Source organism: Bifidobacterium sp. ESL0704, assembly GCF_029392075.1.
Classification (GTDB): Bacteria; Actinomycetota; Actinomycetes; order Actinomycetales; family Bifidobacteriaceae; genus Bifidobacterium.
On record NZ_CP113929.1, the window covers coordinates 1,423,344 to 1,436,534 of the forward strand.

8 protein-coding genes are annotated in these 13,191 nt (G+C 58.9%); 4 read left to right on the plus strand and 4 right to left on the minus strand.

What is annotated here, in order from left to right; genetic code table 11:
• Positions 1-32 precede the first annotated feature (32 nt).
• Both uvrC and uvrA read right to left on the minus strand, forming a co-directional pair.
• Complete coding sequence (gene uvrC, locus OZX64_RS05060) at positions 33-2,603, minus strand: excinuclease ABC subunit UvrC (RefSeq protein WP_277174983.1); 2,571 nt, start codon at positions 2,601-2,603, stop codon at positions 33-35.
• Between the two features lie 131 nt (positions 2,604-2,734).
• The gene (gene uvrA, locus OZX64_RS05065; RefSeq protein ID WP_277174984.1) at positions 2,735-5,671 is read right to left on the minus strand and encodes an excinuclease ABC subunit UvrA; all 2,937 of its coding nucleotides are present in this window, start codon (positions 5,669-5,671) and stop codon (positions 2,735-2,737) included.
• A gap of 375 nt (positions 5,672-6,046) precedes the next feature.
• Between uvrA and OZX64_RS05070 the strand changes: the two genes are divergently transcribed.
• The 4 genes from OZX64_RS05070 (at position 6,047) to OZX64_RS05085 (ending at position 11,743) form a co-directional block, all read left to right on the plus strand.
• The gene (locus OZX64_RS05070) at positions 6,047-7,648 is read left to right on the plus strand and encodes an ABC-F family ATP-binding cassette domain-containing protein (protein ID WP_277157323.1); all 1,602 of its coding nucleotides are present in this window, start codon (positions 6,047-6,049) and stop codon (positions 7,646-7,648) included.
• Between the two features lie 209 nt (positions 7,649-7,857).
• Complete coding sequence (locus OZX64_RS05075) at positions 7,858-9,843, plus strand: bifunctional ADP-dependent NAD(P)H-hydrate dehydratase/NAD(P)H-hydrate epimerase (RefSeq protein ID WP_277171788.1); 1,986 nt, start codon at positions 7,858-7,860, stop codon at positions 9,841-9,843.
• 88 nt (positions 9,844-9,931) lie between these two features.
• Positions 9,932-10,591: an HAD family phosphatase gene (locus OZX64_RS05080; RefSeq protein ID WP_277171790.1), complete on the plus strand. Its 660-nt coding sequence runs from the start codon at positions 9,932-9,934 to the stop codon at positions 10,589-10,591.
• Positions 10,592-10,813: 222 nt separating this feature from the next.
• Positions 10,814-11,743: a LysR family transcriptional regulator gene (locus OZX64_RS05085; protein ID WP_277171792.1), complete on the plus strand. Its 930-nt coding sequence runs from the start codon at positions 10,814-10,816 to the stop codon at positions 11,741-11,743.
• Positions 11,744-11,833: 90 nt separating this feature from the next.
• Here OZX64_RS05085 and OZX64_RS05090 read toward each other — a convergent pair whose 3' ends face one another.
• Complete coding sequence (locus OZX64_RS05090) at positions 11,834-12,220, minus strand: hypothetical protein (RefSeq protein WP_277171794.1); 387 nt, start codon at positions 12,218-12,220, stop codon at positions 11,834-11,836.
• 131 nt (positions 12,221-12,351) lie between these two features.
• Entirely contained in the window at positions 12,352-13,191 is an 840-nt protein-coding gene (locus tag OZX64_RS05095) for a DUF1648 domain-containing protein (protein ID WP_277171796.1), read from the minus strand.

The window sequence follows — 13,191 nt, forward strand, 5'->3', positions numbered from 1 at the left end:
TTGTTTATACGATGTTTCCGGTTTTTGATTGCTCATTGTGTCCGCGATATGGTCGCCGTTGAGGGTTTGGCTTCATCGGAATTGCTGTGAAGCGCTGTGTAGACCGCCTGGGCCTTGGCTTTGCCGATGCCCTTGACATTCTCAAGGTCTTCAAGGCTGGCCGCGCGGATACCCTTTACCGAGCCGAAGGCACGCAGCAGTTTCTTCTGGTAGCTTTCGCCGATGCCCGGGATGTTGTCGAGCGCGGAGCGAAGGGCACCTTTACGCCGGGACTTGCGGTGATAGGTGATGGCGAAACGATGGGATTCATCACGAACCCGCTGCAGAAGATACATGCCTTCGGACTGCCGTTTGAGGATAAGCGGATAGTCTTCCCCGGGCATCCAGACCTCTTCGAGCCTCTTGGCGAGACCGCAGACCGCCACATCGTCGACACCGCAGTCCTTGAGGGCCTTGGCCGCGATTTCCACCTGGGGCTTGCCGCCGTCGACCACGATGAGGTTCGGCTTGTAGGCGAAATGACGCGGATGGGTGTCTTGTTGGACGACGGCATCCGCACTGGTCAGGCCGGCGGCTTCCGTGCTTATAGTGGATTTTGTCGGAGCAGGTTCAACGCCATCATGGTTTTCGACAGACTCTTTTCCTTGATTGCCAATCGCAGACGATGACGAATCTTCGTTCCTTCCGTCGCTTCCGTCGTTTTCGGACGATGGCGACGACTCGTTGCCACTTACCGAGGGTGTCGATATCCCTGCGTCACCGGTTGCACCAGCAGCGCCGGCATCGGCGTTGGCGCCCACCTCATTCGTTGAGTCTGCAAATTGACTATGCGAAGCAGCTTTGGCCTCTTCGATCCGCTTCTCGTTGTCGATGCTCTCGCCCGTGTCTCCGGCGATGTTGCCATGGCGGAACCTGCGGGTGAGCGTCTCGTACATCGCGCTCAGATCGTCAAGCGCGCCTTTGCCGTCTTTGCCGCGAATGGCGAAACGACGGTATTCGGACTTCTTGGCTATCGCATCCTCGAACACCACCATGGAGGCGACCTGATAGATGCCGCCGATAGTGTTGGAGATATCGTAGCCTTCGATACGCAACGGGGATTCGCTGAGACCCAACGCCTTGGCCACGTCGTTCATCGCCTGCGTGCGGGCACCGATGTCGCTGATGCGGCTCATCTTGCTGCGCTGCAACGCCTGCTTGGCATTGCTGTCGGCCCGATCCATCAGAGCCTTCTTCTCGCCGCGGCTCGGTACACGGATTCTCACCGCAGCCCCTCGCAGGCCGCTGAGCCATTCTTCAAGTTCGTCTCGTCGGGCAGGCTCAATCGGAACCAATACTTCTCTGGGAACCGGCGAGATCGGGGCCAGCAGATCGCTTCTGCCGGTCTGCATCCTACGCTCCCTGCGGATGCGTGTCGCTTGCGCGCGCGAGAGGCTGTCGGTGGCGGTGATGCTTTGTGTCGCGCCCAATGCGTCACGCCGTTCGACGATGTCGATGGCGCTATCGTTAGAGGCAGAGGCAGAGGCCGGAACGGAGACGGAGCCATCGTCATCAAGACCCTCCGAATCCTTGGCGACTTCGCTGTCCTGTTCCAGCAGTTCCTCGCCGTTGCTGGGAAGATTCAACGGTACGTTGGCCTGGCTCTCCGTCTCCTCCATCATGTCGGAATAGACCTGTGTGATGAGGTCGGCGATGAGGTCGGCATCATCGATGTCCTCGACGCGTTTGACGCTCCAATTGCGTTCGCCACGGATGGAACCTGAACGGACGAAGAACGCATGGATGGAGGCTTCCAGCTCATCCGATTCCATGCCGAAGACATCGGCGTCCACATCCGAATCGAAAACGACCGCGTTCTGCTCGGACATGGTTTTCAGCATGGAGATCTGGTCGCGCAGCCGTGCCGCCTTCTCGAATTCCATGTCGTCGCTGGCCTGTTTCATCTCGCGGGTCAGTCCCGCGATAAAGGATGTGCCGTAACGCCCGGTGAGCACGCCGACCAGCCGCTCGCACATGCGTCGGTGATCTTTTTCGCTGATTCTTTCGACACATGGGGCCGAACATTTTCCGATGGATGCCAGCAGGCAGGGTCGGTTGGTCAGATGTGCGCGGTTGAAGACGGTCTTCGTGCAGGTCCGCACCGGAAACGCCTTGAGCAGCTTGTCAAGGCTATGGCGCAAATCCCATGCCTTGACATATGGCCCGAAATACCGTGTGTCACGGCGTTTGCGGTTGCGTGTCACCCACACCCGCGGATACTGTTCGCCCAACGAAACCGCCAGATACGGGTAGGTCTTGTCGTCTCGGAACACGACGTTGAATCGCGGATCGAATTCCTTGATCCAGGTGTATTCGAGCGTGAGCGCCTCAAGCTCGGTGGCGACCACGGTCCATTCGAGGCTGCGAGCGGTGAGCACCATGTTCTGCGTGCGTGGATGCAGCTCACTCAACGGCTGGAAATAGAAGGTGAGGCGGTTGCGCAGGTTCTTGGCCTTGCCGACGTAAATGACCCTGCCGTCGCCGTCACGCCATTTGTAGACGCCCGGATCGGTGGGAATCTCGCTGGTTTCGGGGCGGAACAGGTCACGGGTGTCCCCCAACAGCCGCTTCGGCTTACCGGCATCCGCCTGAGCGGTCTTACGCCAGCCTGTGGTCGTTGCACCACCTTGTTCGTCCGCTGTTACCGCCATTGCCTGCCTTCCTGCATATCGCTTGGTTCCGCCTCAGTGGCCATTCAGCCGAGCATGGGGCCGAGGTATTTGCCCGTCCAGCTCTTTTCGCATTTGGCCACATGCTCCGGCGTGCCTTGGGTGACGATGGTGCCGCCGCCGTCGCCGCCTTCCGGGCCAAGGTCGACGATCCAGTCCGCGCACTTGACCACGTCAAGGTTGTGTTCGATGACGATGACCGTGTTGCCTTTGTCGACCAGGCCTTGAAGGACCTGCAGCAGTTTGCGCACATCCTCGAAATGCAGACCGGTGGTCGGCTCGTCGAGGATGTAGACCGTGCGCCCGGTGGAACGACGCTGCAGCTCGGTAGCGAGTTTGACACGTTGGGATTCGCCGCCGGAAAGCGTGGTCGCGGGTTGGCCGAGACGGATGTAGCCCAGTCCGACATCGACCAAGGTGTCGAGATAGCGGGAGATGCCGGTATAGGCCTTGAAGAAGTCGGCGGCCTCGGAGATGGGCATGTTGAGCACGTCGGCCACGGATTTGCCGTTGTACTTCACCTCGAGCGTTTCGCGGTTGTAGCGTTTGCCGTGGCATTCCTCGCATTGTACGTAGACATCGGGCAGGAAATTCATCTCGATTTTGATGGTGCCGTCGCCGTGACAGGCTTCGCAACGTCCGCCTTTGACATTGAACGAGAAGCGGCCAGGGCCATAACCGCGGACCTGGGCTTCGGGAGTCTTGGCAAACAGCTGACGGATTTTGTCCCACACGCCGGTATAGGTGGCAGGGTTGCTGCGTGGGGTACGGCCGATCGGGTTCTGGTCGACGTGGATGACCTTGTCGCACTGCTCGATGCCTTCGATGCGTGTGTGCTTGCCCGGCACGATGCGTGCCCCGTTGAGCTTGTCGGCCAGAGACGGGTAGAGAATCGAATTGATCAACGTCGACTTTCCGGATCCGGAGACGCCGGTGATGCAGGTCATCACGCCGAGAGGGATGGAGACGTTGATGTTCTTAAGATTGTTCTCACGAGCTCCGATGACCTTGAGCTGACGACTCCTGTCGGTCTTCCGACGTTTCTTCGGCACCTCGATCGTACGGCGGCCGGCGATGTAGTCGCCGGTGATGGAGCGCGGGGCGTCGATGACATGCGCCGCAGGCCCTGAATAGACGACTTCCCCGCCCTTTTCACCGGCTCCCGGGCCGATGTCGACCAGCCAGTCGGCCTTCTCGATGGTCTCCTGATCGTGCTCGACCACGATCAGCGTATTGCCGAGATCGCGCAGGTGATGCAGCGTCTTGATCAGTCGTTCGTTGTCGCGCTGATGCAGACCGATGGACGGCTCGTCGAGCACGTACATGACGCCGACCAGTCCGCTGCCGATCTGGGTAGCCAGACGAATACGCTGCGCCTCGCCGCCGGAAAGCGTCTTGGCGGCACGGGACAGGGTCAGGTAGTTCAACCCGACGTCGTTCATGAAGCCGAGACGCGCTCGAATCTCTTTGAGGACCTCTCCGGCAATCACCGCGGCCGAGCCTTCGAGCCGAAGCGACCGAACCCATTTGAGGCTGCGTTCGACCGGCATATCGCAGACGTCGGCGATGGATTTGCCGTCTACGGTGACCGCCAGCACTTCAGGACGCAGACGCTTGCCTTGGCAGGTCTGGCAAGGAACCTCACGCATATAGGATTCGTAATAAAGCTTCATCTGGTCGGAATCGGTCTCGTCATGACGGCGCATCAGGGTACGCACCACGCCTTCGAAACCGGTGCTGTATTCGCGAAGCCTGCCCCAACGGTTGCGATAGGAGACCTTGACCTTGAAATCATGGCCGTACATGATGGCATGCTGAATCTTCTTGGGCAGGTCTTTCCAAGGGGTGTCGAGGCTGAATCCCATCTCCTCGGCAAGGCCTTCAAGGACGTGACGATAGTATTCGCCGGTGCCCTTGGTCATGCCCCACGGTTCGATGGCGTTCTCGTTAAGCGATTTGCTCGGATCGGGAATGACCAGTTCGGGATCGATTTCCAATTTGTAGCCGATGCCGTCGCATTCCGGGCAGGCGCCATACGGGGCGTTGAAGGAGAACGTTCGCGGTTCGATCTCGTCGAGTTCAAGTTGATGGCCATTCGGGCAGGAACGCTTCTCGCTGAATGGTTCACGACGGTTCGGATCCTTTTCGTCCAGATCGACGTAATCGATGACCACGATGCCTTTGGCCAGCCTCAGCGCGGTTTCGATGGAATCGGTAAGGCGTTGGCGGATGCCGTCCTTGATGACCAGACGGTCGACCACGACCTCGATGGTGTGTTTCTTCTGCTTGGTCAGTTTGATGTCGTCGGAAAGCTGGCACATCTTGCCATCGATCAATGCACGCGAGTAACCGTCGCCACGCAGCAGCTCGAGCAGATCCTCGAACTCGCCTTTGCGACCGCGAACCACAGGAGCCAGAATCTGGAAGCGGGTCCGCTCCGGCTTCTTCATCAAGATATCGACCATCTGCTGCGGCGTCTGAGCGCTCACGACTTCGCCGCAGACCGGGCAATGCGGGATGCCGGTACGCGAGAACAGCAGGCGCAGGTAATCGTAGATCTCCGTGATGGTGCCGACGGTGGAACGCGGATTGCGGTTCGTCGTCTTCTGATCGATGGAAACGGCCGGGCTCAGGCCTTCGATGAAATCGACGTCGGGTTTGTCCATCTGCCCCAGGAACTGGCGGGCATAGGCGCTCAGGGATTCGACGTAACGACGCTGCCCTTCGGCGAACAGTGTGTCGAACGCCAGCGAGGACTTGCCGGATCCGGAAAGTCCGGTGAATACGACCATGCGGCTGCGCGGGATGGCGAGGTCGACGTTCTTCAGGTTATGTTCGCGAGCGCCTTGAATCGTGATCTTCAGGTCGCTGGGGATGTGCGAGATGTCCGCGACCAGCGAATTGCCGGTCTTCTTGAGCGGCGCCTTCGCTATCTCCTGGGACAGGAACGAATCGCTGTCCATCAACTTCTGCGCCACTACGCTTGCCGACGAATCATCGGTCTTTCCTGATGTATGCGCCGTCGATGATGTTGCCAATGCTTACCTCCGCTTGATGCCGAATGCTCCACTGTAGGATAACCCATCATAGCGGACGGTTCGAACAATTGTTCGACAGCCTGTGGTGCAGGCCCGCTTCCCGCATATGATTCGAGATCTGCCGATGCCGCAACACCTTGTCTGCGTGACTTGAAATCAGCGCAACCAGAATGCCCGCCCTGTTATCTCGATTACCCCGCGTCTCCTATCGCTTCATGAAAAGCATACGTGTCGCTATGATGGCATGTTGGTATATTTCACCGTAATTTCAGTAAAAGAAAACAGGACAGGTAATAAGGTATGGCAATCGAGGCGCAAGGGCTGGAAATTCAGATCGGAGCACGTACGCTGCTCAACCCCACTGATTTTCACGTGAGCAAGGGCGACAAGATAGGTCTGGTCGGCCGCAACGGCGCTGGCAAGACCACGCTGACCCGCACCATTACCGGAGACCTGCTTCCCACGGCCGGCAAGGTCCGTGTCTCCGGCAAACTCGGCTACCTTCCTCAGGACACCCACGCCGACGACCCCGAGCAGAGCGCGCTGGACCGCATGATGAGCGCCCGTGACATCGCCAGCATCATCAAGCGTATGCGCAAGGCTGAAAAGGAAATGACCAACGAGAATCCGAAGGTCATGGAAAAGGCGATGGACAAGTACGACAAGGCGATGCAGGCGTTCGACAAGGCCGGCGGGTATGCGGCGCAGTCCGAGGCGATTTCCATGGCGGCCAGCCTGGGGCTTCCCAACGAAACCATGCAACAGCCGATCGGCACGCTGTCCGGCGGGCAGAAACGTCGTATCGAACTGGCGCGTATTCTGTTCTCCGACGCCGACACGCTGATTCTCGACGAGCCGACCAACCATTTGGACGCCGATTCGATCGAATGGCTGCGCGGCTATCTCAAGCGTTTCGAAGGCGGGTTCCTGGTCATCTCCCACTCCACGGAACTGCTCGATGAAGTGGTCAACAAGGTCTGGCACCTGGACGCGCAGACCGCACAGATCGACATGTATTCGCTGGGGTGGAAGGCGTACTTGAAGCAGCGTGTGGTGGACGAGGAGCGCCGCCGCCGCGAGCGCGAGGTGGCCGAGAAGAAGGCCGCCCGTCTGATGAAGCAGGGGATCCGCCTGCACGCCAAGGCCACGAAGGCCGTCGCGGCACAGAACATGATGCGGCGGGCGCAACGTCTTTTAAGCGAGACCAGTGAAGCGGAGGCCAAGGAAAAGGTGGCGGACATCCGCTTCCCCGAACCCGCACCGTGCGGCAAGACGCCGATTATGGCCAAAGAAATCTCCAAGGCGTTCGGCTCCAACATCGTCTTTGCGGGCATCAACCTGGCCATCGACAAGGGCTCGCGTGTGGTCATCCTGGGCTACAACGGCGCCGGCAAGACCACGACGCTGCGCATCCTGGCCGGCGAGGACAAGCCCGATACCGGCGAGGTCGACTATGGGCACGGCTGCAAGATCGGCTACTTCGCCCAGGAGCACGACACGCTGGAAATGGACGCGACCGTGCTCGAGAACCTGCAGCATGTCGCCCCCGACCTCGACGACACCCACGCCCGTTCGATTTTGGGCAGCTTCCTCTTCTCCGGAGACGACGCATTCAAACCGGCTCGCGTGCTTTCCGGCGGCGAACAGACGCGCTTGGCTTTGGCGACTTTGGTGACTTCACGCGCGAACGTATTGCTCTTGGACGAGCCGACCAACAACCTCGACCCCGTTTCGCGTGACGAGATTTTGAAGGCCATCGCCAAGTATGAGGGTGCCATCGTTCTGGTCACCCACGACGAGGGCGCTGTCAAGGCGCTCAACCCCGAACGGGTGCTGCTGATGCCGGACGGCGACGAGGACCTGTGGAGCGACGATTATCTGGATCTGGTCGCCGAGGAGTAGCCTCACGACGTTTTTCCGTTTCCGCCATAAACGAACCGCCGACGAACACCAAACGGCCTGTTTATGGCGGATTTTTTATATCGCGCCATCAATGGACCGCTGACGGGCGCTGAGCGGCCTGTTTATGGCAGGTTCCGCTTATCGGCAACCCCATGTGGCCGCGCTGGGGTAACATCGAGCTAGATATCGGCGGACATAGGAGGTCGGCAATGGACGAGGTAACGATGACGGAGCTGATGCGTAAATCGATGCTGCGGCGGCAGGCCTACAGCGTCGAGACGGTTCGCGGCATGGAACGTCCGCTGCTCGATCGGGGCGTTCCGCTGATGCGCATGGCCGCCTCGGCCGCGGCCAGGGTTACCGCCGAACTGCTTGACGAGCGTGACATCGATATCGACGGGGCGAAAGTCGTGCTGCTGGCCGGCGCAGGCGATAACGGCGGCGACGGGCTGTTCGCTTCCGCACAGCTGGCTCGGGCAGGTGCCCAGGTCACGGCAATCGCGGTCGGCAAATCGCTGCATCTGCAAGGCCTGCTGGCCTTCACCCGCAGCGGCGGAAGGCTGTTGATCATCAATCCAGAAGCGGACATTCCAGGCGTTTCCAACGGTTTCGGCGCAGGCGAGGCCGGTGAACGGTTGCAAGCGGCGATTGAATTGACGCAGCAAGCCGATGTCGTGCTTGACGCCATGACCGGTATCGGCGTGCACGGCGCCCTTCGCGGGCCTGCCGCAACGATGGCGAATATCCTCCACCCCACCAACGAGGATGGGACAGAGCCGGAAAAGCCGCCGTTTGTAACCAACACCGAGCAGGAACAGAAGCCGCTTGTGGTAGCCATCGATACACCCTCCGGAATCGGCGTCGATGACGGAACCCTGCCCGGCAGCTATATTCCCGCCGACATCACCGTCATGTTCGGGGCCATGAAGCCTTGCGCGATGCTGCCTCCTGCTGCTTTCGCCTGCGGGCGCATCGTTCTGGTCGATTTCGGCTTCGACATCACGCGCGCCTATCCCGTGGTCTCTTCAATCGACGGCACGGCCGGCAACATGATACGGCTGCCAAAACCAACCGATTCCAAATATTCGCGCGGCGTGGTCGGTCTGATTACCGGATCGGCGAAATACCCTGGTGCAGCCGTCCTGAGTTCCGGCGCGGCCGTCCGTTCCAATATCGGCATGGTGCGTTATCTGGGGCCGGTCAACGCGTCCGATATGGTGCTGCGCAATGCGCCGGAAATCGTTATCGGCAAAGGACGCGTCGAGGCTTGGGCCGTCGGTTCCGGAGTTCCTACCGCGCAAGCCGTGAACGACGCCGGCAACGAGAATGCCGGCAGACACAGCGTACATGGACCCGATAGCCAGCGAGAGGCGATTGGCGCGTTGCTCAAACATTATGCATGGCCGGATGCGCAAGCCTGCAAAACCACGGATGAGACGGAGATTCCGGTCCGTGATCTGGATCAAGAAAAAATATCGTACAAGTCCACACGTACCGGAATCGTATGGGGCAGCACCGATCCAGGCATCGATTACGAGCGTGAGCCTTGGACCATGCCGCCGATCTGCGTCGACGCGGGCGCGCTCGACCTGTTGCCGGAACGCGTGCCCCCGCATGTCGTGATCACCCCGCATGCCGCCGAACTGGCCGCATTGCTGCGTCTGCGCGGCGAGGACGTGGACACCGCATCCGTTACCGCACAACCCTGGCATTGGGCCAAACGGGCTCACAAGCTGACCGGCGCTACCGTGCTGCTCAAAGGTGCGGTGACCATCGTGGTCGGCGACGCCAATGTGGAAGGGTTGCCGGCCGGCACCGAAGCAGGATCCGAAAACGCCGATGGCACGCGCAAAATGACCACGACCTACATCTCCGGCAGCGGGCCGGCATGGCTGGCAACCGCCGGGGCCGGTGACGTCTTGGCCGGCATCATGGCGGGCATGCTCGCCCAGCAAGGCGAGGAAGAGCTGCAACACGATCCAAGCCTCGACGTCATGACCGCCGCCAGCGCAAGCTACATCCACGGTTATGCCGCAAGCCTCGCCTCCGAATCCGACCAGCACGGCTGGGAGCCGCCTGAAATCTTCGACGAAGACAGCACCATCTCGCCGGACGGCAAGCCCGGGCACCCGATTGTGGCGACCGATGTCATCGCGGCACTGCCCCAGACGTTCGAGGAGTTGATGCAGAACTAAGTATCGACGTCGCCGATCGGCCGATTTCGATAGTCGTGGCACGATAGTCGAAATGAGTGATAGGCATATCAAAAAAGAAAGAGGAACGATGTCCAAGCCGCAAAACAATAATGTCGACAAACGCGATACCGAAATCCGCGATGTCATGTTCGATTTCTGCGGAGTATTGCTCGAACTGAACTATCGCCCGTGCTTCGAGGGGCATTTCCCTTCAGCCATCATCGACCAGGTTTGCTCGGACAGGGACGTCTACGGGTTCTTCGCCGCCGAAGCGCGTATGGATGCCGGCGAAGACTTCGCGGTGGTCATCAAGGACGTCGAAAAGGAATACGGCGACAAGGCGGCTACGATGTTCCGCTATTACATCGAGCATTACGACGATGCCCTGCCTAAGACGATCGACGGCATGGAAACGCTGCTGACGGATCTGCGCAAGGCCGGCTATGGCGTATGGGGTCTGACGAACTGGTCGGCCGAGACATTCCATTTCGCGTTCGAAAAATTCCCGCAGCTCGAACGGCTGCTGCAGGGCACGGTGGTTTCGGGCGTCGAAAAGATGCACAAGCCGAACGCCGACATCTTCGATCTTGCCTTGAGCCGCTTCGGACTTGATGCGGGCCGAACGGTGTTCTTCGACGATACGCAGGCCAATGTGGATGGCGCGAAAACCGTTGGCATCAAGGGAATCCATTTCAGCGATGCGGTCCAAGCCCGAACAGCGCTGCAAAGTCTGGGTGTGCGTATCTGAACCCTGTTATGATATACGCATATGCGGGCATCCGCGCCAGACATTTACAACGAACGAACACGAAATCAAATCTTCACGTACGCGGATGCCTGGTCAGTTTCGCCGTCTTTTCAACGATTCAAGAATATTCAGACGGAGTTATTATCGCTTTACACCAGTTCCAATATCAACTATCGTTATAAGTTAATCTCGTCGATACACGCGTTGTTATAAACTTCTGCTATGACACTGCTGCAGCTGAAATATATCGTCAAGATCGTGGAATGCGGCTCGATGAACGAGGCCTCCCACGAGCTGTATGTCTCCCAGCCCGCGCTGAGCTCGTCGGTCAAGGAACTCGAGCACGAGATGGGCATCGAAATCTTCACCCGCTCCTCGCAGGGTATCGCGCTGACCGTCGACGGTGCGGAATTCCTCACCTACGCGCGTCAGGTGCTCGATCAGGCCGAGCTGATGGAGGAACGCTACAAGCACGCCAAGCCCCGCAAGCAGCTCTGCTCGGTCTCCACGCAACACTACATGTTCGCCGTCGAGGCGTTCGTCGAGATGATCAATTCCATCGAATCCGACGAATACGAGTTCACGCTTCGCGAGACCCGCACACGCGACATCATCGATTCCGTCGCCAACATGCTTTCCGAAATCGGCATCCTCTACCTCTCCGACTTCAACAAGGACGTCATCGGCAAGCTCCTGCGCGGCAAGCACCTCGAGTTTCACCCGCTCTTCCGTGCCGGGCTGCACGTCTTCATCTCACGCGACAACCCGCTCGCGTCCAAGAAAATCGTAACGATGGACGATCTCAAGCCGTACCCGTTCATCCAGTACGAGCAAGGCGAGGAAGGCAGTTTCTACTTCGCCGAGGAGGCGGTCTGGCCCAAGGACTCCCCCAAGCTCATCACCGTCACCGACCGCGCCACGATCCTGAACTTCATCATCGGTCTCAACGGCTACACCATCTGCACCGGCATCGACAACGGCGACCTTAACAACGAGAAAATCGTCACCGTCCCGCTCGACACCGACGAGACCATGCTGGTCGGCTGGATCACCAACGAGCGCGCCAACCTCTCCAAGGCCGCCGAAAGCTACCTGGGCAAGCTCAAGTCCGTCATCGCCAGCCACGGCTACACGCTGATCGAATCGAACTGAGCGTTGATGGCCGGCCGTCGATTATTGATTATTGGTCGTTGGTCAATACTAAAAGGCCGATAATCAATCCTCCGCTTTTATTCAGGAAACTCAATTGAAGCGGAAATCATCGTTGATGACGATACCGAATTCGTTCTTGAGGAAATTGCGCCCCGACTCCCGATCTATGTCGTGCCCCGACCGGAAAGACTTCACGGTCACCAACAGCTGGGAGGTTTTGCCAAGCTCGCAGAACGGCGCATGGGCATCCCACCCATCGGCAGCAACCGCCATCGTAGGTTCGTAGACGTAGCCGTATCCTGCGGCGTTCGCATAACCGTTAAAGCACAGCCCCCATGCATGGTGCCTGTCAAGCAATCGGCAATACTCATCCGCAGCCTGGCGCGAGGCATCGTCAGCTTTCACCTTACGGGCAATCGCGTCGATCTCGTCCATGGTCTTGGCGTCCTGAGCGATAGTAAGGTTGTCGTACGCCAAACTTTCCTTACGCGTCTTCGCAATGCCCACGGTGCAATCCCCCCAAACGTTTCTAGGATTTAAAAGCCTTACATAGCAGTACTTTAGGTCAAGGGTCTGCCAACACACTCAACGGACATCGTCAGACGATATTATTGAATCGGGCCGCCGACGTTTCCGTATTTCTTGCCGGCATAGACGCCGTAGATGGAAATCACGACGACAATGACCAACGTTACAACGAGGATGGCGTAGAGGTTCACCACGTCGTAGATGTGCAGAGCCAAGCCGAAAACCATCAGGATCACGCCTCCGAGAATGAACGCGAACCCGCCGAAACGCTGGCAACGACGCCACGATTCACGGCTTTTGAAGGCTCCCGGCACGCGGATGCCGCTCCAGCGGTTCATCCGGGTGTTCGGCATGACGTTGCCGACGACGATGAACACCAGACCGGTCACGACGTTCAGGATCACTTCCAGCGGTATCGTGGCTCCGCCTTGTCCTTTGCCGAACGCGTCGGCGATGAACCACACATTGAGGACGTTGAGCACCACGAACATGCAGCATCCGCCGATGATCCATACGCGCACCGTCGTCTTAGTGCTCATACCGGCATTCGACTGCTTGCGAGCGGAACGCTCAACGGGGATTTCGCAGACCAGCCAGACCAAGCAGACAAGCAACGTGAACAACGGAAAGAAGAGCCACTCACCCTTGCTGCCCCAACTGTCGAGCTCGCCGTACGCATTGTAGTGCATAGGAACACGATCGGGCATATACGGCAATGCCAGCAAGTAGACAATCAGCGGCAACAGACCGAGGATCACCATTGCGATGTTCCAGTTTTTCGCACCGGCGATCACGGCTTTCCAGTCTCGTCCTTCTCCACCATCGGATCCGCCATTCGCGCGTCCTTGGACTTCTGGAACATCAGCCTTCATCGGTTTCGTTGCCGGCTTCTTTTCTTCTTCTTCAATATCGTCGTTCAT